The 20,948-nt window shown below is 70.9% G+C and carries 24 protein-coding genes and 3 pseudogenes; 6 read left to right on the top strand and 21 right to left on the bottom strand.

Going from position 1 to position 20,948, the window contains the following annotated elements; all coding sequences use genetic code 11:
• Window positions 1-15: 15 nt before the first annotated feature.
• Both AC07NI_RS24235 and AC07NI_RS24230 read right to left on the bottom strand, forming a co-directional pair.
• Entirely contained in the window at window positions 16-642 is a 627-nt protein-coding gene (locus AC07NI_RS24235; RefSeq protein ID WP_494623902.1) for a phage/gene transfer agent baseplate hub protein, read from the bottom strand.
• Window positions 642-1,241 (bottom strand): phage distal tail protein, Rcc01695 family, encoded by a 600-nt coding sequence (locus tag AC07NI_RS24230; protein WP_494623900.1) that lies wholly within the window; start codon window positions 1,239-1,241, stop codon window positions 642-644. Before AC07NI_RS24230 ends, AC07NI_RS24235 begins: the two co-directional genes overlap by 1 nt.
• Before the next feature lie 156 nt (window positions 1,242-1,397).
• Here AC07NI_RS24230 and AC07NI_RS24225 point away from each other — a divergent pair, with 156 nt between their 5' ends.
• A complete protein-coding gene (locus tag AC07NI_RS24225) occupies window positions 1,398-1,862 on the top strand; it encodes a DUF805 domain-containing protein (RefSeq protein ID WP_494623898.1) in 465 nt (154 codons plus the stop codon).
• Here AC07NI_RS24225 and AC07NI_RS24220 read toward each other — a convergent pair.
• The 10 genes and pseudogenes from AC07NI_RS24220 to AC07NI_RS24175 all read right to left on the bottom strand — a co-directional run bounded on the left by AC07NI_RS24220 (window position 1,859) and on the right by AC07NI_RS24175 (window position 7,045).
• Window positions 1,859-2,353, bottom strand: coding sequence for a phage tail tape measure protein (locus AC07NI_RS24220; protein ID WP_494623896.1), 495 nt, complete (start codon window positions 2,351-2,353; stop codon window positions 1,859-1,861). The two genes, AC07NI_RS24225 and AC07NI_RS24220, sit on opposite strands and share 4 nt — an antisense overlap.
• Window positions 2,350-2,526 (bottom strand): phage tail assembly chaperone, encoded by a 177-nt coding sequence (locus AC07NI_RS24215; RefSeq protein ID WP_494623894.1) that lies wholly within the window; start codon window positions 2,524-2,526, stop codon window positions 2,350-2,352. Before AC07NI_RS24215 ends, AC07NI_RS24220 begins: the two co-directional genes overlap by 4 nt.
• On the bottom strand, window positions 2,523-2,807 hold the full coding sequence (locus AC07NI_RS24210) for a GTA-gp10 family protein (RefSeq protein ID WP_494623892.1): 285 nt from the start codon (window positions 2,805-2,807) through the stop codon (window positions 2,523-2,525). The genes AC07NI_RS24215 and AC07NI_RS24210 overlap by 4 nt, the downstream gene beginning before the upstream one ends.
• Window positions 2,808-3,218, bottom strand: coding sequence for a phage major tail protein, TP901-1 family (locus tag AC07NI_RS24205; RefSeq protein WP_494623890.1), 411 nt, complete (start codon window positions 3,216-3,218; stop codon window positions 2,808-2,810).
• 14 nt (window positions 3,219-3,232) lie between these two features.
• Window positions 3,233-3,625, bottom strand: coding sequence for a DUF3168 domain-containing protein (locus tag AC07NI_RS24200; RefSeq protein ID WP_494623888.1), 393 nt, complete (start codon window positions 3,623-3,625; stop codon window positions 3,233-3,235).
• A complete protein-coding gene (locus AC07NI_RS24195) occupies window positions 3,622-3,876 on the bottom strand; it encodes a head-tail connector protein (RefSeq protein WP_494623887.1) in 255 nt (84 codons plus the stop codon). Before AC07NI_RS24195 ends, AC07NI_RS24200 begins: the two co-directional genes overlap by 4 nt.
• 55 nt (window positions 3,877-3,931) lie before the next feature.
• Window positions 3,932-5,155 carry a phage major capsid protein gene (locus tag AC07NI_RS24190; protein WP_494623885.1) on the bottom strand — a complete coding sequence of 408 codons (1,224 nt, stop codon included), beginning with the start codon at window positions 5,153-5,155 and terminating at the stop codon, window positions 3,932-3,934.
• 32 nt (window positions 5,156-5,187) lie between these two features.
• Window positions 5,188-5,598 (bottom strand): HK97 family phage prohead protease, encoded by a 411-nt coding sequence (locus AC07NI_RS24185; RefSeq protein ID WP_494623883.1) that lies wholly within the window; start codon window positions 5,596-5,598, stop codon window positions 5,188-5,190.
• Window positions 5,588-5,842, bottom strand: coding sequence for a hypothetical protein (locus AC07NI_RS24180; protein WP_494623881.1), 255 nt, complete (start codon window positions 5,840-5,842; stop codon window positions 5,588-5,590). Before AC07NI_RS24180 ends, AC07NI_RS24185 begins: the two co-directional genes overlap by 11 nt.
• Window positions 5,839-7,045: pseudogene (locus AC07NI_RS24175) on the bottom strand (phage portal protein). Before AC07NI_RS24175 ends, AC07NI_RS24180 begins: the two are co-directional and overlap by 4 nt.
• A gap of 72 nt (window positions 7,046-7,117) precedes the next feature.
• On the opposite strand from AC07NI_RS24175, the gene AC07NI_RS24170 reads away from it, so the two are divergent.
• Window positions 7,118-7,519 (top strand): endonuclease domain-containing protein, encoded by a 402-nt coding sequence (locus tag AC07NI_RS24170; RefSeq protein WP_494623879.1) that lies wholly within the window; start codon window positions 7,118-7,120, stop codon window positions 7,517-7,519.
• On the opposite strand, the pseudogene AC07NI_RS24165 reads toward AC07NI_RS24170, so the two are convergent.
• The 3 genes and pseudogenes from AC07NI_RS24165 to AC07NI_RS24155 form a co-directional block, all read right to left on the bottom strand.
• A pseudogene (locus AC07NI_RS24165) lies at window positions 7,516-8,718 on the bottom strand (DNA-packaging protein); the annotation flags it as partial. The gene AC07NI_RS24170 and the pseudogene AC07NI_RS24165 overlap by 4 nt on opposite strands.
• Complete coding sequence (locus tag AC07NI_RS24160) at window positions 8,651-9,031, bottom strand: hypothetical protein (RefSeq protein WP_494623877.1); 381 nt, start codon at window positions 9,029-9,031, stop codon at window positions 8,651-8,653. The gene AC07NI_RS24160 and the pseudogene AC07NI_RS24165, both read right to left, overlap by 68 nt.
• Before the next feature lie 179 nt (window positions 9,032-9,210).
• Entirely contained in the window at window positions 9,211-10,092 is an 882-nt protein-coding gene (locus AC07NI_RS24155; protein WP_494623875.1) for an oxygenase MpaB family protein, read from the bottom strand.
• 119 nt (window positions 10,093-10,211) lie between these two features.
• Between AC07NI_RS24155 and AC07NI_RS24150 the strand changes: the two genes are divergently transcribed.
• The 3 genes from AC07NI_RS24150 to AC07NI_RS24140 all read left to right on the top strand — a co-directional run bounded on the left by AC07NI_RS24150 (window position 10,212) and on the right by AC07NI_RS24140 (window position 12,709).
• Window positions 10,212-11,795, top strand: a complete 1,584-nt coding sequence (locus AC07NI_RS24150) for an aldehyde dehydrogenase (NADP(+)) (protein ID WP_494623873.1) — start codon at window positions 10,212-10,214, stop codon at window positions 11,793-11,795.
• A 132-nt stretch (window positions 11,796-11,927) separates the two neighbouring features.
• Window positions 11,928-12,239 carry an ArsR/SmtB family transcription factor gene (locus tag AC07NI_RS24145; protein WP_494623871.1) on the top strand — a complete coding sequence of 104 codons (312 nt, stop codon included), beginning with the start codon at window positions 11,928-11,930 and terminating at the stop codon, window positions 12,237-12,239.
• Window positions 12,236-12,709 carry an SRPBCC family protein gene (locus tag AC07NI_RS24140; protein ID WP_494623869.1) on the top strand — a complete coding sequence of 158 codons (474 nt, stop codon included), beginning with the start codon at window positions 12,236-12,238 and terminating at the stop codon, window positions 12,707-12,709. Before AC07NI_RS24145 ends, AC07NI_RS24140 begins: the two co-directional genes overlap by 4 nt.
• Here AC07NI_RS24140 and AC07NI_RS24135 read toward each other — a convergent pair.
• The 5 genes from AC07NI_RS24135 to AC07NI_RS24115 form a co-directional block, all read right to left on the bottom strand.
• The gene (locus AC07NI_RS24135) at window positions 12,706-14,613 is read right to left on the bottom strand and encodes a hypothetical protein (RefSeq protein ID WP_494623867.1); all 1,908 of its coding nucleotides are present in this window, start codon (window positions 14,611-14,613) and stop codon (window positions 12,706-12,708) included. The two genes, AC07NI_RS24140 and AC07NI_RS24135, sit on opposite strands and share 4 nt — an antisense overlap.
• Window positions 14,606-15,373: a copper chaperone gene (locus tag AC07NI_RS24130; protein WP_494623865.1), complete on the bottom strand. Its 768-nt coding sequence runs from the start codon at window positions 15,371-15,373 to the stop codon at window positions 14,606-14,608. The genes AC07NI_RS24135 and AC07NI_RS24130 overlap by 8 nt, the downstream gene beginning before the upstream one ends.
• Window positions 15,374-15,377: 4 nt before the next feature.
• Window positions 15,378-16,856: a tyrosinase family protein gene (locus AC07NI_RS24125; RefSeq protein ID WP_494623863.1), complete on the bottom strand. Its 1,479-nt coding sequence runs from the start codon at window positions 16,854-16,856 to the stop codon at window positions 15,378-15,380.
• A 150-nt stretch (window positions 16,857-17,006) separates the two neighbouring features.
• A complete protein-coding gene (locus AC07NI_RS24120; protein ID WP_494623861.1) occupies window positions 17,007-17,408 on the bottom strand; it encodes a c-type cytochrome in 402 nt (133 codons plus the stop codon).
• Window positions 17,409-17,412: 4 nt separating this feature from the next.
• Window positions 17,413-19,008: a flavin monoamine oxidase family protein gene (locus AC07NI_RS24115; protein ID WP_494623859.1), complete on the bottom strand. Its 1,596-nt coding sequence runs from the start codon at window positions 19,006-19,008 to the stop codon at window positions 17,413-17,415.
• A 151-nt stretch (window positions 19,009-19,159) separates the two neighbouring features.
• Here AC07NI_RS24115 and AC07NI_RS24110 point away from each other — a divergent pair.
• A pseudogene (locus AC07NI_RS24110) lies at window positions 19,160-19,292 on the top strand (hypothetical protein).
• A gap of 30 nt (window positions 19,293-19,322) precedes the next feature.
• On the opposite strand, the gene AC07NI_RS24105 reads toward AC07NI_RS24110, so the two are convergent.
• Window positions 19,323-20,948, bottom strand: coding sequence for a sensor histidine kinase (locus AC07NI_RS24105; protein ID WP_494623857.1), 1,626 nt, complete (start codon window positions 20,946-20,948; stop codon window positions 19,323-19,325).

The raw sequence follows: 20,948 nt of genomic DNA, 5'->3' as shown, positions 1-20,948 counted from the left end.
ATCTATGCGGCGAGCTCACCGCCTTCCACCGTCGTTCCGCTCACCCTCGACCGGGTACAGCGTCAGGAAGTCCTCGCCCGGCGCGGTCGGGAATCCCCGGAAGTTCAAGCCATTCCCGAACGTCCCAACGCACGTCGCCCACCGCTTGTCGCAGACCGCGCCCGGAGCCACCGCGATCCCGCACCGCGCATCACCCAGCTTCGCATCGCAAAGCCGCGTGAACGTCCGCCCGGCCACGCGATCCAGCTCCGCCAACGGCCCGGCGAGCGTCGCCTTGAACGCCTCGCCCTCGCGGCTGACCGCCGTGATCGTCGCCGACCACAGCCGCACCAGCCGGCTCGGCGCGCTCCAGTCGACACACAGCTCGGCGACGCGGGCGCCGTCGTAGAGTCCCGCCGCCAGCTCGGCCTCCGAGATCCCGGCGTCCTCCAGCACGCCCAACGCCGCGCCCTGCCCCGGCGCGTAGCCGGCCGCCGTGTCGCGCGCGCCAGGGCTCCAGCCGCCCCGCGCCCGGCACGTGACGCCGTCGACCACCAGGTCGCCATCATGATCGGTGAAGCCCAGCCTCACCCCGTCCGCGCGGACCACGATCCAGGCGCGGCACAGGCGGGCCTCGTCCATCCCCTCGGGCAGGACGCGCATCAGACCCTGACCTCGACCAGGGCGCAGGCGACGACCCGACCGGCGGCGAAGCCCTCCAAGGTCACGTCCAGCCGGTCGAGGTCGAAGCGCACCGGCGTGTCGAACTCGAACCCCGCCGTCACCACAGCCCCTACCGCCGGCGCCGCAGCCAAAGTCACCAGGCCCGTGGTCGTATCGACGCCGAACGGCGCGGCGACGCCGCCCACCGCCACCTTGACCGTGCCGGCCACCGGCTTGGCGATGATCCGCGCGCCCTTGACTAGCTGGAACGCCTTCCGCGTCCCGTCGCCGACACCCAGCGGCTGATCGCCCGCATTCGGCAGCCCCGACGGCGCGCACGACTTGAAGTCGGCCGGGTCGCGGAACCGGAAGCCCGCCAGCCGCCCGCCCCGCGCCTCGAAGAAGGCGGTCAGCTCGGCGATCTCGTCCAGCGGCCGGGCGGCGGTGGCGATCAGGTAGCGGCGGCGGCCCTGCGCCCACGAGCTGGTGCGGCGCTCGAAGCCCGAGGCCAGGGTGACGACCTGCGTGCGTCGCTCGATCCCGCCCGTGCAGCCGAACGCCAGGCGCGCGGGCAGGCGCGCCTCGTGGAACTCGCTCATCGCGATCCCCTTGCTGTATGAAATGGTTTGCGGAAAAACGGGCCGCCAAGCGGAGCCATTGGCGGGCGAACGCGATTAAGTCTGCGTCATGACCCGCTTTTCACTTCATCGGCGGGTCGTCGGGCCCTACTTATGGGTTCGAGATTGGAGACCGAAATGGATTGGAAGACCCTGTTCCTGTCGCCTGAGGGCCGCATCGGCCGGCAGTCGTTCTGGATCGGCTGGCTCTGCCTTCTGGGCGCCAGCATGGTGCTGAACGTGGTGCCGGGCATCGGTCACCTCGCGGCCCTGGCCCTGATCTATCCCAGCGTCTGCATCCATTCCAAGCGCCTGCACGACATGGGTCAGACCGGCTGGTGGCAGGTGCTGCCGTGGGTGCTGGGCCCGGTCCTGGTGTTCGGCGCCATCGCCTCGGTGGGGATCTCGGCGATCATGACCGCCTTCAACGGCGGCGAGCCTTCGGCGGCCCTGTTCGCCACCATCGGCGGCCTGTTCATGTCGATGTTCATCGCCTTCGCCATCTGGCTGGCCTTCACCCTGTGGGTCGGCTGCAGCACCGGCGAGCCGCGCGACAACAAGTACGGCTCGGTCCCGACCGACGCCGCGGCGGTGGCCATCTAGAGGCCTCTCGCCCCCAAGCTGACCGCCCGGGCCAAGGCCTGGGCGATCTGGGCGTCGGAGCGGATCAAGCCCGACGCCTCCCCGCCCTGGACATTGACCGTCACCGAGATCCCCCCCGTCGAACCGGCCGGCTCGATGCTCCCGGCCGAGGCCGGACGGAACACCTCCGGGCCCCGCTCCCCGACCAGATAGCTGCCGCCGGGCAAGACCGGCCCGCCGTCGGCGCGGGCGCCGGCGAAACTCTTGCCCAGCGCTTGCGAGAGACCCGCCCCCGCCGCGCCCAGCACGGCCCGGGCCAGCTCGCCCAACGACACCTGACCATCCGACGCCGCGCGGGCCAGCGATCTCGCCAGCGAGGTCCCCGCGCGCGAGAACGCCTCGTCGATCGCGCGGGCGGCGCGCTCGGCCGGGGCCTTGAGGGCCTCCAACGACGCGGCGGCCTCGGCGGCGCGGGCGGGGACGGCGGACAGACCGTCATCTTCAAAGCTCATGGGATCTCCTCGTCGGGATAGCGGGCGATCAGGGCGGTGAGGCCCGAGCGGGTCAGGACCGGCGACGGCGGGGCCTCGGTCAGGGCCCGCCACTCGACCAGCGACAGCCGCCAGAAGACGTCCGGCGCGATGCCGAGCCGGACGGCCAGCCGCAGCGGCTCGGCCCAGCTCATGCGGAAGCGGCCAGAGCAGCCGCGAGCGCGCTGGCGGCCTCCGGCACCGTGGCGCGGGTGGCGATCTCCGCAGGCTCTCCGCCGCCGTCCAGCAGCGCCGCCAGCACGGCGGCCAGGTCGCCGGCGCTGAGCGTGGCGATGCGCTCCGGCAACTGCGACCAGTCCGAAAGGCCCAGCGCTGCCTCGATGCGAGCCAGCGCGCCGAGCGTGAGGCATAGACGGCGGGGCGCGCCGGCCAGGGTCACCACGACCTCGCCGCGCGCGGTATTGGGCGGCAGCATCTAGATCGCCGTGAACGTCACGGCGCCGGCGCTCGCCAGGCTCAGCGCGAACGCCGCCTCGCCGTCGTGCTCGCCGGCATATTCCAGGGCCGCGACCAGGAACGGTCCCTCCAGCTGGCCGAAGTCCGGGATCACCAGCCGCCACGTCCGCGCCGACTGGTCGAAGAAGCTGGTCCGCACCTGGGCGTCGGAGGCGGCGTCGCGGAACACGCCCGAGCCCGAGACGGCGACCGAGCGCACGCCGGCCCCGGCCAGCAGCTCGCGCCAACGGCCGGTGCTGTCGCTGTCGGTGGCGTCGATGGTCTTGGCGTTGAGGCTGATGGTGCGAGCCCGCAGGCCCGCGACGGTGACGAAGCTGGACGCCCCATCGCTGATCTTCAGCAGGATGTCCTTGCCGGCTTGGGCGGCCATGGGTCTCTCCGTTTTCAGGGAAGTTCGGTCACCGCCCGCACGCGGACGATGCCAAGGGCGGTCTCGCGGTCGGCGCCGGCGAAGACGTCGGCATAGGGCACGCGCAGGGTCACCAACCGTCGACCGTCGAGCGCGGGTTTGGCGTCGTGCAGCGCCACACGGACGGCGGCGACCAGCGCCCGCGCCTCCTCCGGCCCGCCGAAACGGCTGGCGCAGGTGATCGTCAGAAGGTGCTCGACCGCGTCGTTCTCGCCGGCCGGGCGGCCCTCGGACCGGGTGACGACGACGCAGGGATAGGTCGGCACGCGGGGGCTGGCGGCGTGGATGCGTTGGCCGGCCACGGCGGTGACGGCGGGCGCGGCCTTCAAGGTCACGACCAGGGCGTCGATCAGGGGCTTGTCGCTCACAGCCGCGCCTTTCGGTACGGGGCCAGCCAGGGCTGAGGCTCCGGATTGGTGCGATGCTCGTAGGCGTGGGCGACCAGGGTCAGCACCGACAACCGCAGCGGCGCGGGGCTGGCAGGCGTCAGGACCACGCCGGCGGCCTCGGCGACATGGGCCTCGGCGGCGTCGATCAGGATGGTGAGGACGGCGTCCTCCGAGGCGTCCGGCACGCGCAGGAACGCCCGGGCCTCGGCCAGGGTGAGGGATTGGGGCATTTGGGAATGTCCTGGAAAGGCGCGCCCCGCCGCTAGGCGACGGGGCGCCAGGCGGCTACGACGCCGCGAACTTCAGCAGCTTCACGGCGTCGAAGTTCTGTACCCCGCCACCCACGCGCTTGGTCGTGTAGAACAGCACGTGCGGCTTGGCCGAATAGGGATCGCGCAGCACCCGCACGCCGGCGCGGTCGACGATCAGATAGCCCTTCTCGAAGTCGCCGAACGCGATCGGACACGCATTGGCGCCGACGTCCGGCATGGCCTCGATCTCGGTGACCGGGAAGCCGAGCAGGCTCGCCGACTGCCCCGGCTGCAGGGCCGCATTCCAGATGTAGTTGCCCTGCGCGTCCTTGAACTTGCGCACCGCGCTGACCGTGCGGCGGTTCATCACGAAGCGGCCGTTCTGGCGGTACTGGGTCTTGGCCGCGTAGATCAGGTCGATCAGCTTGTCGGTCGGGTTGCTGGCCGGCCAGGCGCCGGCGACGCCGGTGGCCAGGTAGCCGACCTGCCCCCAGGCGTAAGACGCGTCCGGCGCGGCGGTGTAGCTCAGCAGACCCTTGGGCTTGTTGACCCCGTCGCCGGTCACGAAGGCCGTGGTCTCCTGGGCGGCGAAGGCGTCCTGCACCTCCTCGGCCAGCCACTCGTCGATGCTGACATAGGCGTCGTCCAGCAGGGCCTGGGTGGCGGCCGGGCTGGCGTAGAGCTCGCCGGCAGGGAAGTCGATGACGTCCAGGGTGGGGGCGGTCGTCTCGGGCCGCGCGGCGGTCTCGGCCACCCAGGCGGCGGCCAGGCCCGTCGGGCTGACGGGCTTGCGGAAGGTGCCGGCGCCGATGGTGCGCACCTGGCAGATCTCGCGCATCGGCGAGGTGGCCGCCAGGCGACGCAGGATCAGCCGCTCCAGCTCCGGCGGGGCGACATAGCCGCCGGCGGTGGCCGTGCCCTCGGACAGGCCCTTGGCTTCGAGCAGCGCGGCGGGGGTCTCGCCGGTCTTCACATAGCGGTCGAAGGCGGCCTTGCGCTCGTCCACCGTGGCGACCGGCGTCTCACCGGACAGCGCCGGCCTGCGCAGGTCGCTCATGATGCGATCCAGGCGGTCCTGAGCCCGCGACATGGCCTCGTCGATGCGGCCGACCTTCTCTTCCAGTAGGACGTCGGCCCGCTTGGTCTCGATCGCCGAAAGCCGCTGGTCGTTGGCGGCCTTGAAGCTCTCGAACGCCGTCAGGACGTCAGCCAGCGCCGCGCGGGCCTCGGGCGAGGCCGCGTGTTTGGTTTCCTTCATGGGGGTCTCCGGGTTGGGGGAGCAGAAATCCGCTAGGGCGCGGATCGGGTCAGCCGCGCGCCAGGCAGCATCGGGAAAGTCACGATCGACACCTCCCACAGCTCGACGCGGGACAGCACGCGCAGGCGGCCCTGGGTGCGGGCCTTGACCTGCCGAAAGCCGATGGAGAGGCCGTCCAGGGCGCCGGCCTCGACCAGCGCGGCGACGAGGCGGCCGCGCGGCGTGGCGCGCAGGATCCGTCCACGGACGAACAGGCCCTTGGCGTCCTCGACCACCGCGTCCCAGACCCCGACCGGCTCGGCCTCGTCGTGCTGGTGCAGCATGATCACCGGCGCGGCGGCGGCCAGGCTCTCGGCGAAGGCCCCGGCGGCGGTGACGTCGTCATTGAGGTCGCGGGTCCAGAACAGCGAGGCGTAGCCTTCGATCTTCAGCTCATCGGCCATCGGCGCGCTCCAGTCGGGCCTCGATGCGGACCAGGCTCTGGCGCGAGGCCTCGGCCTGGGTCTCCAGCCGGGCGAGGCGCTCGGCGACCGGGGCCTGGGCCTCGAGCCGCCGCTGCATCTCGTCGATCCGGGCGGAGGCCTTGCCGGCCCACAGCAAAGCGGCGGCGGCCTGCAGCGCCACGGCGACCAGGACGGCGGCGGAGACCTGGCGGTCCAGCCGCCAGCGGGTGGCGGGGGCGGTCAATGCTCCAGCCCCGCCAGGCGCCGGCGCTCGGCGTCGGTGAGGAAGGACGCGGCCTGGAGCCGGCTCCACAGGGCGTCGCGCTCGGTCGACAGGGCCGGCACGGCGTCGAGGTCGGGGGCGATCTTGGCGCCCGGGAACTTGGCGGCGAGCCAGCCGGTCAAGGCTCGTGCGGCCCGCTCGGCCAACGGCGCGACGGTCCCGCGCCAGAAGGCGGCGTTGGCCTCGCGGTAGTTGGCGTAGGTGTTGTCGCCCGGGATGCCCAGCAGCTGCGGCGGGACCCCGAACGCCAGGGCGATCTCGCGGGCGGCGGCGTGCTTGCCCTCGGTGAAGTCCATCTCGGCCGGCGTCAGCGACATGGCCCGCCAGTCGAGACCACCTTCCAGCAAGAGGGGACGGCCGGCATTGGCTGTGCCCGAGTGGGCGGCAGCGAGCTCGGTCTTCAGGCGGTCGAACTGCTCGTCGGACAGGCGGTCGCCGGCGTCCTTGGAGGAGTAGACCAGCGCCCCCGACGGCCGGGCGGAGTTGTCCAGCAGCGCCTTGTTCCAGGCGCTGGAGGCGTTGTGGACGTCGATCGCGAAGGCGGCGGCTTCCAGCGGCGAAAAGCCGTAGTGGTCGTTGGTGGGGTTGAAGAGCTTCAGGTGCAGGACGGGCAGCCAGCCGTCGGGATCGCGCGCGATCCGCACCGTGCGCCCGGCCGCCTGGTAGTCATAGGCCAGCGGCCAGCCGCGCGGGCCGGGGACGAGGGTCATGCGGTCGGGGCGGAGGGCGTAGAGCTCGGTCGGGGCTTGATCCCCGGCGGCTTCGAGGTAGGCGTTGCCGGCGACCTGGAGGCTGCCGAAGAAGGCTTCCATGAGGTCGGGCCCGCCCTGCTCGGGGTTGGGGCGGTCGAGGAGCTTCTTGAGCGGGTGGTCATCGGCGCGGCGGCCGTCGACGAACACGGCCAGCGGCGTGGACGCGGCGGCCTCGGCGATCAAGCGGACACAGCGATAGGCGACGGGGTTCTTGGCGAAGCCTTCGGACGCCAGAGCGCCGTAGTCGCGGGGCGTCCACTGCGGCCGGCCGCCGGTGGTGAGGGCGATCAGGCGCGCGGCGCGGGAGTCTTTGCGCTCCGGCGGGCGGGGTTTGAAGAGGGGCATGGATGCTCCCGAAAGGATTGAGAACAAATAAAGAACAATTTAGGGTAGCGCTGAAGGCGCGGCACAGTTCTCAGATCCTCCCCTGCGATGCGGGGGAGGTGGCCCGGAGGGCCGGAGGGGGCGAGCGCGGGAGAACGAGATGAGGCCCCCGCTCGAGCGGCGACTGACGGCGCAGCGCTTCCGCCGGGAAATGACGCTTCCGGAAGTCCTGCTATGGTTGGAGCTGAAAGGCGGCCGGCTCAGTGGGCTTCGTTTCCGCCGCCAGCACCCGATTGGGCCGTATATTCTCGACTTCTATTGCGAGGACTCGAGGCTGGCCGTCGAGGTCGATGGCGAGCAGCACGCCCTTGGCGACCATCCCGAGCGAGACACGAAGCGAGATGCTTGGCTGGCGGCGCATGGCGTCGCCACCCTGCGTATTCCGGCTCGCGACGTGTTGGCGTCACCTGATGGTGTCGCTAGGAGCATACTGGAGAAGCTCCGCGCTTGCCCCCTCCGGCCCTCCGGGCCACCTCCCCCGCATCGCGGGGGAGGATCTTAGAGCGACCTGAGCCGAGGGCTTGACCGCCCTCCCAGCATCAACTCACTCACCGCCCAGACCAGCGCATCCGCCCTGTCCGGACTGTGCTCCAGGTCCCCCGACCCCAGCGCCATCAGCTCCTCCTCCAGCGCCACGAACGCGCCGCAGTGGAGCACCCGGCCCTGCTCGTAAAGCGCCGCCACCGGCTCGGCCCGCGCACGCTTGCCTATGCTCGCCCGCACCAGCTTCACCCGGCACGGCGGGTCGGCTTGCGCGAGCACGGAGCGCACCATGTCGCCACCCTGGTTGGCTTCGGCCACCAGCGCGTCCGCGTTGAAACTACGAGCGGCAGCCACCGCCTTCGCGGCCCATCCCGCCGGGGACAAGCCCCGCGCGGTCTCGTCGGCCAGCACGAAGGCGCGGTCGTCCCGTCGCCCGACCACCACGATCCCGCAGGCATCGCCGGTCGCGGTAGCCGGCGGATCCACCGCCACGACCACGCGATCGAAGCGCGCCGGTTTGGCGGCCCTGCAGCGCGCCAGGTCCTCGGCCCGGAACAACCCGCCGTCGGTCTCGACGATGATCCCGTCCAGCTCCTGGGCGGCCAGTCTGGTGCCGCCGTACAAGGTCTCCAACGTCCGCAAGAACGCCGGCGCCAGGTTGCCGGCGTTGGCCGACGTTCCGGCGCGAGTCAGCGAAACACCAGGCTCCGCGATCAAGGCCTTCAGCGCTCGGATCGGCCTCGGCGTCGAGGTCACCACCAAGCGCGGGTCCTCGCCCAGCCGCAACCCAAACCGCAGCATCGCCAAGGTCTCCGCCGGCTTCGGCCAAGCGCAGAATTCATCCGCCCACGCCGCGTGGAACTGCGGCCCGCGCAGGCTGTCGGGGTCCTCGGCCGAGAAGGCGTAGGCCGTCGCGCCGTTGGGCCAGACCAGCCGCCGGCGGGAGGCTTCCCACCTCGGGCGGAACAGCGGCCCGCCCATCGCCTTCAGCCCCGACGGCCCCTCGATCATCACCTCGCGCACGTCGTGCAGGGTGGGACCGACCAGAGCCAGGGCGGGATGGACCAGCGCCTGGCGGGTGATCCACCGCGCCCCGGCGAAGGTCTTGCCCGCGCCGCGGCCGCCCAGCATCAGCCAGGTGGTCCAGGTCTCATGATCCGGGGCCTGTTGATGGTCCAGCGGGCGGGCCAGCATCGCGCTCAGCAGGCGTTGGCGATCCAGAGTCTCCGCCGCCGTCCACCGCCTCGCGTCGCTTGCGCTCGATGAGGTCGGCCACGTGAGCGAAGCGTTCGGCCAGAGCGGCGTGAAGCTCTTCGGGATCGTCGGGGATGCCGTCATGCATGGGGGCCTCGTCGTCATCGGCCGCCGCGCGGGCGACCGGCTTGGCTTTCGGCTCGGGGACGATCGCCTCCACCGCCTTCACGGTGCGGGCGACGGTTCCGTAGGCCTTGGTGATCTTCTCGACCTCTGCGATCTCGGCGAGGTCGGTGGTGTGTTTCAGGCGTTCGATCTGGGCGTCCACCAGATCCATGAGCGTGCGCTGGTGCGTCTCGCCCCAGCCCTGCGTCTCGTCGCTTCTTCCGGCCATGACACAAAGATACGGGACCAGCGGGCGCGGATGATCCAGCCGACCATAAAAGTGACAAGCCGTTGATTTGACGCGCTTCCGTATCGCCAACGCCGGGGATACAGCGGCCTCAATCCCCGTGGTCAGCGCCGATAGAGCCAGTTCCCCGGCAGCCCCACCCGCACGCAGGCCTCATACGGCGGCGCGCCCGGGATCGGGGTGCGGTCGGCCAGCCTCGCCGCCGCGCGGATCATCGGCAGCTCCAGCGGCCTCGGCAGCCACTCGGCGCCCAGCCCCAGCACCGCCCGCACCTCGCCGGGCACGAGCCCCACCGCCGCCCGGATCAGCGGATGCTGCAGGCGGCTCAGCGGTCCCGCCACCTTCACGCCGCGCATCAGGTCGAGGAACTCCAGCACGATGTCCGAGCGCTCCAGCCTCGGCAGCATCGCCGCCAGCTGAGCCTCCCAGGCGGCCTCCGACGCCGGCGCCCCCAACGCGCCGTAGAGCCGCGCGGCCGGGGCCGCCTCGCTGTAGAACCGGTCGCGGTCCTCCGCCGACAGCGGCTGAGCCAGGCTGTGATACGCCCCCAGGAACCCGAAGCTGGCCGTGGCCTGCACCCAGTCCAGGAGTTCCACCTCGTCCGCCCGGTAGGCCGTCCCGCTCGGCGTCACCCCACCGACCCGCGCATGCTGGCGGCCCACCCCGGCGATCATCGCCTCGGCCACGGACCGCGCGCCATAGACCGTGACCATGGCCGCTAGGCCCGTGCGCTTCAGCCGGCCCAGCGGATCAACACGAAAGCTCGAGTGCTCCCACACCCCCGTCCGCACACGCGGCTCGGCCAGTTCCAGGATCACCGCCGTCACCCCGCCGACGAACAGGGCGACCGGGTTCTTGAACACCCGCCACGACACCGAGTCCGGCGCGGCGAGCGCCGGTTCGCCCGACGGTTTCGTGAAATCGACGCTTGGACCGCCGGGAATCTCGAACAAGGCCTTGGCGGCGTCGGCGAAACGGGCTTTCAAGGGGTTCTCCGGCTGGTCCAACCTCTTCTAACGCCTGAACCCGCCGACGCGCGCATGGACTTGTCATGTTAGCGCTCCCATTTATACCGACCGAAACACTCTTAGACGGGACGACGAACGTGCATCTGACGGGCGAGCTTCTGATCGGCGGCGAGAGCCGCAAGGGAACCCACGGCGAGATCAAGGGGATCAACCCCGCGACCGGCGAGATCCTGGAGCCCGCGTTCGGCGGCGCGACCAAGGCCGATGTCGACCAGGCCGCGGCGCTGGCGGCCGAGGCCTTTGGCCCGTACCGGTCCCTGCCCTACGAGACCCGCGCCACGTTCCTGGAAGCCATCGCCGAGCACATCGAGGCGATCGGCGACGACCTGATCGTCCGCGTCATGGCCGAGACCGGCCTGCCCCGCGCCCGCCTCGAAGGCGAACGCGGCCGCACGACCGGCCAGCTGCGCCTGTTCGCCAGCGTGCTGCGCGACGGCGGCTTCCTGGAAGCCCGCATCGACCCGGCCATGCCGGACCGCAAGCCGCTGCCGCGTCCGGACCTGCGCCTGCGCAACGTGCCGCTGGGCCCCGTGGCCGTGTTCGGGGCGTCAAACTTCCCGCTGGCCTTCTCGGTGGCCGGCGGCGACACAGCCTCGGCCCTGGCGGCCGGCTGCCCGGTCATCGTCAAGGCCCACCCGGCCCATCCGGGCACGTCGGAGCTGGTCGGCCGCGCCATCCAGGCCGCCGTCGCCTCGGTCGGCCTGCATCCGGGCGTGTTCTCGATGATCCACGACAGCGGCTACGAGATGGGCGTCGCCCTGGTCGCCGATCCGCGCGTCAAGGCCGCCGGCTTCACCGGCTCGCGCCGGGGCGGCCTGGCCCTGGCCGCGGTCGCGCAAGGTCGCCCCGAGCCGATCCCGTTCTATGCCGAGATGAGCAGCATCAACCCCGTCATCCTGCTGCCGGCCGCCCTCAAGGAACGTGGCGAGAAGATCGCCCCCGACTTCGTGGCCGCCCTGACCCTGGGCGCGGGCCAGTTCTGCACCAATCCGGGCCTGGTCCTGGCCATCGACGGTCCGGAACTGGACGCCTTCGTCGCCGCCGCCGGCAAGGTGGTGGAAGCCGCCCCGGCCGCCGTCATGCTGACGCCCGGCATCTGCCAGGCCTTCGCCCACGGCGTCTCGGCCCTGTCGGAGGACAAGGCGGTCACCACCGTGGCGCGCGGCCTGCCCGGCGCCGACGGCAGCCACACCGGCCGCGCGGGCCTGTTCAGCGTCAAGGCCGCCGACTTCCTGGCCAATCCGCACCTGCACGAGGAGGTGTTCGGCGCCGCCTCGGTGGTGGTCCGCGCCGCCGACGAGGCCGAACTGGCCAAGGTCATCGACGCCCTGGAAGGCCAGCTGACCATCGCCATCCACCTGGAAGAGGCCGACCACGCCATCGCCGGCGCCCTGCTGCCGGCCCTGGAACTGAAGGCTGGCCGCATCCTGGTCAACGGCTTCGGCACCGGCGTGGAAGTGGCCCACGCCATGGTCCACGGCGGTCCGTTCCCGGCGACGTCGGACGCCAAGGCGACCTCGGTCGGCACCCTGGCGATCGCGCGCTTCCTACGCCCGGTCAGCTACCAGAACCTGCCGGAAGCCCTGCTGCCGGCGGAGCTGCGGACGGAGAACCCGCTGGGCATCGCTCGCCGCGTCGATGGCAAGGTGAAGCTGGCTTAAGGCTGGTTCGAAGAGCCCGCCGTCTCCGGATGGCGGGCTTTTTGCCGCGCCAATAGTTAGGCATTTGCTTGACTATCCACCCACACCCCGATACTTAACCCCATGCCTAACCAACAGCCTTCGCTCGACCTCATGTTCCAGGCCCTCGCGGACCCCGCGCGGCGGAGCATGGTCGAGCGGCTCAGCCTGGGCCCCGCCTCGGTGAGCGAACTGGCGCGGCCGCTGGACATGTCGCTGCCGGCGGTCATGCAGCACCTGGCCATGCTGGAGGCCGGCGGGATCGTGGCGTCGGAGAAGGTCGGGCGGGTGCGCACCTGCCGGATCAATCCCGACGTGCTGAGCCTGGCCGAACAATGGATCAACCAGAGGCGCACCCAGTGGGAGCAGCGCCTCGACCGCCTCGGGGCGTTCCTGGCCGCCGAGGACGAGGAGGAAACCAAATGACCGCCAATCTTATGGTTCAGAGAAACGTCATCCACGCCACCTTCACCGTCGAGCGGACCTACGCCGCCGCGCCCGCCCGGGTGTTCGCCGCCTTCGCCGATCCGGAGAAGAAGAAGCAGTGGTTCAAGGGCCCCGACGCCTGGGGTCCGCCCGACCAGAAGTACGACTTCCGCGTCGGCGGCGAGGAGCACAGCATCGGCGGCCCGCCGGGAGAGCCCAAGCACCGGTTCTACAACCGCTATCTGGAGATCATCCCGAACGAGCGGATTGTCTACACCTACTGGATGCACCACGGCGAACCGCTGGCCTCGGCCTCGGTGGCGACGATCGAGTTCCGGGCGGAGGGCGCCCAGACGCGGGTGACCGTCACCGAGGTCGGGGCGTTCCTGGATGGCTACTACTCCGCCGAGGGCCGCGAGCACGGCATCCGCCTGCAGCTGGACGCCATCGCGCCGGTGGCCGAGGGCTAGCGCGGTTTCAGCCCCCAAAGCTTGGCCAGCGCCTTGCCCGTCTTGGCGGGCAGGACGGTGAAGCCGCCACGCGGGACCTGGGGCGCATGCTCGGCCAGGCCCGCGACCAGCGGCAAGGCGTTGTCCCGCACCAGGCCGACATAGTCCCAGCTCAAGCCGATCCAGGGACAGCGGCCGGCCACCAGGACGGAGGTCTCCGGCGTCGCCTCGGTCGCGAACAGGGGCAGCGACGTGGCGCCCGGCCGAGGCTCGCGCGCCTTGACCGCGGGGACGTGGACTCGCAAGGCCCCGCCGGGTTCGGCGCTCACCGCCATGCCGCCCAGCAGGGCGATGTCGAACGGCGCGGGCTGGCCGTTCTCCTGGTAGAAATAGGCCATCCGCCGGATGCTGTCGAAGTCGCCGACGGCCCTGTAGAGCAGGGCGCAGACCGCTCCGATGGCCGGGTCGCGATGCTTGCCATGGCGCAGATCGATGGCCAGCTGGTCGATACGGTCCGCATCCAGCTCGCCGGCCGCGAACCGGGTGACGGCGTCAACAGCGTCGTCGAACACTCTTCCGACGTCGGCCTTGCCATAAGCGACATAGACTTCGCCCGAAGGTTCGCGCTCGACCACGGCGAAAAGGCCGCCATAGGGTGTCACGGGTGCGAAGCCGCCGTCCTCGAACTCGACCAGCGCTGGCAGGCCATTCAGGTCGGGACCGACGGTGAAGGCCGCGCCATCCCCTTCCCGCGGAATGAACCTCACCGGGCCGGCCGACCACAGCTTGGCCACGCGGCCCGTCACGACCAGATCGGCGCCATTGCTGGCGCGGGCTGCGCGCAGGCCTTGCCGCACGCTTTCGGCCGCTTGCATGCGCGCGTCGGACCCCGCCGGCTCGGGCGCGGGCGGCTCGGGCTTGGCGCCGGCGCCCAGCCACGACTTGCCGGTCTCGACGGCGAAGGAGAACATCCGGCCGACCGACGCGGTCAGGCTCGGAGCGGGCGCCGCGACCATATCAAAGGACGCTCCGCCCGTGATCACACTCGCCGCACCCACACCCACAAGCACGGTTTCGGCGCCGAGCGGGACGGCCCCCGCCACCTGGGGCCACGGCTGCAGCTCCGCCATCGGGGTCGGCGGTGCGGCCTGGTCGTAGAGCACCGCCGGTTCGGGATCGACCTGGCAGTCCGGATTGAGCTTCAGCTTGTAGGCCTTGGCCCGCTCGGTCGTGCGGGCGCGGACGCAGACACCCAGCGAGGTCGTGGTGATCGTCGAGCCGACAAAGGCGGCCGGTTCCTGCCCCCACAGGATGTCGGTGACCACGCCGGAGAAGACGCACTTGCCCGGCAGGGCCGAGGCCGGCTCGGAGACCATGTAGCCCAGCTGGCCGTCCTGGGTGGCGGCCAGGCGGTCGAACAGGGGGCTGTCGGCGCGCTGGTCGTCCTCGACCGTGATGCCGCGCCGGGCCTCCCAGCGCAGCATGTCCAGGCCGATCGGCGCCTCGCGGCAGGCGTCCGACAGCAGGGTGATCCGCCGCACGCCGTAGCGCAGCAGCTCCTCGCAGAACTCGCCGGCCAGGACGCGATAGCGCTGGTTCAGCGAGTCGCTGAACAGCCAGGAGATCTGCTGCACCTGCTGGCCCGTCAGGCCGTGGCCGCAGAAGGCCAGGATCAGGTGATCGACGGGCTCGGCGCCCGCCGGGAACAGCGCGTCGACGGCCTGCTGAACCACGGCCTGGGTCACCGGGCCGCTCTCGTCCTCGACGACGCGGACATTGTCGGGGCCGAAGCCCGAACGCAGCGCCCATTCGCCGATCCCCCGGGCGGCCACCACCGCCCCGTCCAGATAGCCGAACTTCATCGCCTTGTTGCCGGTCGGCGTGATCGAGCCGACGCCGATCGCCAGGCAGACGCGTCTACCCATGGGTCAGGCTCCACTTCAGGGCCAGGGCCGAGGACAACGGCTGGGGGGCGCGCCAGCGGGGCCGAGCAGGCTCGGCCAGGCGTTCGGCCAGCATGACCAGGCCCGTCAGCGCCATGGCCGCCAGGTGCCAGCGTCCCGCCGTCAGCGGCAGCAGCATCCAAGCCCAGCAGGAGGCGACGCACCAGCCGGCGTGGACGCCGCCATAGGCCGCGCTGTCGCGCCAGGCCGCCCAGCCGAACAGGCCGATCCGGCGCGGCTGGTGGGCGGCGTTGAGCGCCCGGCGCTGCCAGGGACTGGCGCTCCAGACCCCCGCGGCCAGCAAGGCCAGGGCGAACGCCCCGGCCGCCCCGAACCCCGCCTGGAGGACCAGCGCCGTCCCGATCAGCAGCGGCCCGACCGCCAGCCAGACGGCCAGGTAACCGGCGACGAAACAGGCCAGCGCCCCGGCGCGCCGGCGCGGCAGGCTGGAGCTCCAGACATGCATCAGCGGCGCGGCCAGCAGCGGCGGCATCATCGCTAGCAGCATCAGCATCCAGTCGGCCAGCAGCCGCCCCGGCGGATTGACCGCCAGGGTCAGCCAGACCACGCTGCTCCAGCCCTCGGCCGTCAGGGGACGGACGAAGCCTCCGGAGCACAGGGCGCCAAGGGCCGTCGGCCCGGACGCCGCCCAGGCCGAGACAGCAAACCCGGCCGCCGCCAGAGAAAACAGCAGCGGCCAGGGCGGATAGGCGAAGGCGCTGAGCCAGGCCGGAAGCCGCATGCCCTTACTCGCCGGTGACGACGCCAGTGCGCTTCAGCAGGCTGACCCGCTCGATCGTGATCGGCTCCTCGTCGGACACGCCCTCGACCGGCACCAGGGTCACCCGCAGGTGGTCGGGCTGGAAGTCGCCGGCCGCCTCCAGCTTCTGGGCCACGTCGGTGATGTCCAACGTGTAGCCCAGACCGCCGCCGCCGTGCGGGCCGTTGGGGTCCGAGGCGACGTTGAGGCCGAACAGGGTCAGGCCGCCGACGAAGAGGTCCTCGTGGTCGTCGGCCGAAGCGCCTTCGGGCAGGTTCAGATAGACCGCCACGGCCGGGGCCGGAGCCTTGCCGCGCACCGCTTCCAGCGCCAGGTACAGGCGCGAGACCGTCTCGCCCTGCGCCGTCGCGCCCATCGCCTTGACGCCCGCATCGGCGGCGGCCGGGTCGAGATCGACCTGCACCTTGGCCGGGGCGTCGCCCAGTTTCACGACGGCGTTGTTGGCGCCGACCAGTTCGACCGTCTGCTGTTCGGGCGGTCCCATGCCAACGCGCGCCACGGCTCCTCCCACGGGCGACAAACCGGTGCCCTTCTTCAGATCGTCATAGGTTGGATGGAATTTGCCGCCTTGCAACGTGTCGCGGCTGACGAAGGTCGCGCCCGGACCGCCGCCGGCGTCGGGCATGATGAACTTGCGGTCGCTGGGGCCGGTCAGCCAGCGCGGATCGCGGACCATGTTCTTGCCCGGCGTGCGCATCCAGGCTTCCCAGTACCGGTCGATATTGCAGTGGTGCAGCCAGAACAGCGGCTCCAGCCCCGCCAGGCGCGGATCGCCCATGAAGCCGCCGATCAGGCGGTGCACGGTGTTGTGGGGATTGTTCTCCAGCGCGCCGGTCCAGCGGGCGAACTGCGCGAAGGTGCCGGTGATGCCGCCGCCGAAGCCGATGCCGCCGGCCCCGACGACGAAGTCGTTTTCCAGGCCCGCGGTCAGGTCGAACGCATCGCGCGGACCCGGCTGCAGATGGGTGATGCCCGGACGGCGCGGATACTTCTTCAGCGGATTGGGCCGAGGACCGTTGGGGTGCGGATAGGTGTCGGCCAGGAAGGCGTCGGGGATCTTGCGCGCGTCCGGATTCGTGGCGTCCAGATAGTTCCAGTAGGGCAGCTTCCAGTCGCCGTCGCCGGTCAGCTCCTTGACCTTGGCGGCGACGATCGCCTCGAACGCCGCCAGATAGCCGCGGTGCCAGGAGACGAAGTACCAGCTGCCGTGCTGGCACTGGTTGCCGTACGCGTTGGTGATGTCCGGCGGGACCGGTTGCGAGGGACCCAGCAGGCCGACGCTGATCCACAGCGAACGGTCGAAACCGTGCATCGCACCCAGGAATTTCCAGCTGTTGCGCTGGCTGATGTCCAGCGCATCCAGCGCCTCCATCGCCATCGCGTAGTGAAGCAGGGTCTTGTTCCAACCCGGACCCAAAGTCGCGACATCCTGCCGAACCGACATGGCGCTTTCCCCCTGATGATCGTGATCCGGGCGTGGCCGCGCGCCACGCCCATCAGGGGTGTTTGATAGCTCAACAATTCAGAGTTGTCATGACTCTGAATAACGCTGATACGCGAATTTTTCGTGAGGGTCTTCGCGCGCCACGAGACCCTAGTGCGACGCCGCCGGCGGCGGCTTGGCGATCTTGGCCACGTCCGCCTCCGTCACCGGCTTGGCGTAGGCGTTGCCGAAGTGGGTGCGGATATAGGTCACCGCCTCGGCCATCTGGGCGTTGCTCAAGGTCCCGCTGAACCCCGGCATGGCCCCCTTGCCGCCCGTCACGATCATGATCGGATAGGCCGCGCCGGCCAGCCTCGGATTGCTCGCCAGGGCCGGGATGGTCCCCGCCCCGCTCGCGCCCTTGGCGTCGGCCATGTGGCAGGCCTGGCAGACCGCGCCGTAGACCTGCTCGCCGGTCACGGGCTTGGGCGCGCGGACGATGCCGCCGGCCGTGTCCTGGGCCATGGCCGGGAAAGCCGCCAGCACGGCGGCCGCAAGTACGATCTTCCGCATGACCTCAGGCCTCCAGCGCGCGCTTGTGCAGACGGGTGATGGCGTCGATGGACGAGAGCAGCGCCCCCTCCATCCAGCAGCCGACATAGGAGGCGTGCTCGCCGGCCAGCACGATCCGGCGGTCCATGCCGACCAGGGTCTGGTAGTGCTCCTTGCGGGTGTCCTCGTTCCAGCGAGCGCAGCAGCCCAGCGTCCAGGGCACCCGGCTCCAGGCCACCGAGGCGCCGGAGGCGAACTCCTTGCGGTACGAGCCCGGATGGATCACCGAGCCCTGCGCCAAGGCCACCTCGATCCGCTGCTCGGGCGTCATGCCGGCCAGGCGATAGGCCCCCATCTCGCGGGCGAAGGCCCCCAGCAGCACCGCCGGCCCGTCCTTGAACATGTTGTTGTTCGGATAGGAGATCAGGGCGATCTCCTGGTCGGTGAAGCTGTGGCCGCCGTAGATGTAGTCGTCCTCCTCCCAGAAGCGGCGCTTCATCTCCAGGCCGATCTTGACCTGGCCCGAGTACGGCACGGCCTTGATGGCGGCCATCATCTCGTCGGTGACCTGCAGGTCCATCTGGCCGAGGATGCCCAGCGGGATCGTACAGACGCACCAGTCGGCCTTGGCGTCGGCGGTCTTGCCCGTGGCGATGTCGGTCCAGCTGACCACCACGCCCTTGTCGTCCTGGGCGATCTTGCTGACCTTGGCGCCGTAGGTGATCAGGCTCTCGACCTGCTTGGCGAAGGCCTTGCCGATCATGTCCATGCCGCCCACCGGCTGGAACATGGTGGTCTGCATCTCCGAGCCCATGAAGAAGGCCATCGAGGTCCAGACCTGCGGGTCCAGCACGTCGTGCAGGCTGTAGAGGTCCTTGGACGGGATCGGCGCGCCGTTCACCCCGCCGCCGCCCGGCCGCTCGAAACCCCGATGCGAGGACGCGCGCAGGGACGCCGAATACTTGTAGTCGTTGTCCAACATGCCCCAGCCCTTCAGGGCCTCCAGCAGCTTGTCGCGGTCCTCTTGCGTGACCGTGTCGTCCAGCGCCTTGGCGTTGACCGACTTGGCCAGCAGCTCGGCGATATTGCCCTCGAAGTCGGCGGCGGCGGCGTTGAAGCGCACCGGCTTGCCGCCGAAGGCCTGGGACGAGTGGACCCAGCCGGAGTGGTTGAACTGGGTGAACGGCTCCAGCGCCACGCCGAACTGCTTGCAGTAGTGCAGCAAGGTCCGGTGATGGTGCGGGATCCGCCAGGGGCCTGGGTTCAGGTAGTTGCCGGCCGAGAAGCCCACCTTCTGGGTCGCGCCGCCCAGTTCCGTATAGGTGTCCCCGCCCCGCAGCGACCAGTTGCGGCCGCCGGCGCGGTTCTGGAACTCCAGGATCTTGACCTTGTAGCCGGCCTTGGTCAGCTCGAACGCCGCCAGCATCCCGGCCAGGCCCGCGCCCAGCACGATGACGCTGGCCCCGGGCCGCGCCCCTTGCAGGTTCGGCGGCCCGTGGAACTGGGTCTCGGCCGCATGGCCCAGCGTGGTCATGGCCTGGTACAGCGCCGCCGTGCCGCCGACCTTGGCGATGGCTGACAGAAGCTGACGCCGCGTTGGTACTCGAACCCCGGATTCCATTGGAAAGCCCCGACAGAACCGTCGCGAGGGACGGTGTGCGTTAGGGCTAGCAGGGGTTGGGGAGGCGGCGAGGGTTGGCGGGGCGGTTGGGCGCGACGTGGCGTCAAAGACCCCGATTTATCGGCGCCCTGACGATGTGGCTGCGCGGGAAGTGTGCAGGCGGGAGCGCCCCCTCCGTCACGATGCGTATCCGCATCGCGCCACCTCCCCCGTTTCACGGGGCAGGAGGGTTCAGCTTCTCTTCTCCTGCCCCGCTTGCGGGGGAGGTGGCGCGGCGCCGATAGGCGACGTGACGGAGGGGGCGCTAACGGCCCCTACCGCACCACCCGCAACGCCGGCCGTTCGGCCACCACCTGCGTCAACGGCACCACGAAGTGGAAGCTCGACCCCTGCCCCGGCGTCGAGTGGACCCCGATCGACCCGCCCATCAGCTCGACCAGCTCGCGGCAGATCGACAGGCCCAGGCCGGCCCCGTCATGCGCCCGGGTCAGGGAGGTGTCGACCTGGGAGAAGGTCTTGAACAGCTCGGGCAGGTGCTCGGCGGCGATGCCCATGCCGGTGTCCTCGACCTCGAAACGCAGGCCCTTGGCGGTGGGACGCACACGGACGGTGATCCCGCCTTCGTCGGTGAACTTGACGGCGTTGGCCACGAGGTTGCCCAGCACCTGGCGCAGGCGCATCGGGTCGCCGACCCAGCGGCCGCGCAGCTCGGGGGCGATGTCGGCGGTCAGCTCCAGGTCCTTGGCCATGGCCGCGCCGGAGAAGGCGGCGCACGAGGCCTCGACCAGGCCGGCCAGGTCGAAGGGCTCGGCCCGCAGGCGCACCGCGCCGGTCTCGAGCCGGGCGATGTCGAGGATGCTGTTCAGCAGCGCAAGCAGAGACTGGCCGGACTCCTGCAGGATCTTCAGGCGGCGGCCTTGGGTCTCGCTGAGAGTGTCGACCGCCATGACCTGGGCCATGCCCAGCACGCCGTTCAGCGGGGTGCGGACCTCGTGGCTCATATTGGCCAGGAAGCGGGTCTTGGCGGCGTTGGCGGCCTCGGCCTCTTCCTTGGCGGCGATCAGGTCCAGGCGCCCGGCTTCCAGCTTGCGCAGGGCCTCCAGCACCCGGTGGGTCAGCACGGCGCCGGCGGCGGCCAGGACGAGAAAGCCGGCCAGCAGCCACGGCGCGATGCTCTTCAGCAGCTTCACGCCGGGGTTCTCGGCCTTCCAGGCCAGGGCCCCGAACGCGCGACCATGGATGTCGCGCAGCGCGACCTTCGGCGGCTCGGCGCCCGGATGGCGCAGCAGGACCAGATCGTTCAGCCCCAGGTCATCCGACAGCTGGCGCACATAGGCGTCGTCCATCCGGCGGGCGCTGACGACGATGGTGGGCGGACCGTCATAGACCTCGGCGCCGGCCAGGGTTTCCGGCGTGACGGCGGCGAGCGCGACCAGATAGACCACGCCGTCGACCTGCATCAGGCCCGTACGCGCCACCTCGCCAGCGGTGCTGACCCGGCCGGCCCGGCGGGCGGCGCGGGCGTCGATGGCCAGGCCGGCGACGATCGGGGCCACCTCGGCCGGAAAGGCGCCCAGCGCCTCGGTCGAGGTCCGCCTGCCATCCTTCGACGCATAGGCCACCTGGCCCGAGCGCATGACGAAGGTCAGGTCGTGCTTGAACTGGTCGCGGTAATATTTGGCGAAGTCGGCGTCGGCCCAGTCCGCGTCGATCTTCCAGCCCATCGCCTTGTAGGCGGCGTTCCAGACCGTGGCCGAGGTCAGCTCGCGCTCCGTGCGCTCCAGGGTCCGGACGATGGTGCGCTGGGTGATCTCGATCTCGTCGACCGCTTCCATGCGGTCAAGCTGGCGGGCGGCCAGCAGCATCAGGGCCACGCTGCCCAGGATCGAGACGACCATCAGCACGGCGGCCGCGCCGACGATCCCGAGGATCAGCCGCAA

This window comes from Caulobacter sp. GW821-FHT10E02, assembly GCF_059415225.1.
Note: the sequence above shows the minus strand (reverse complement) of the source record. Positions and strands in the feature narration are given on the sequence as shown.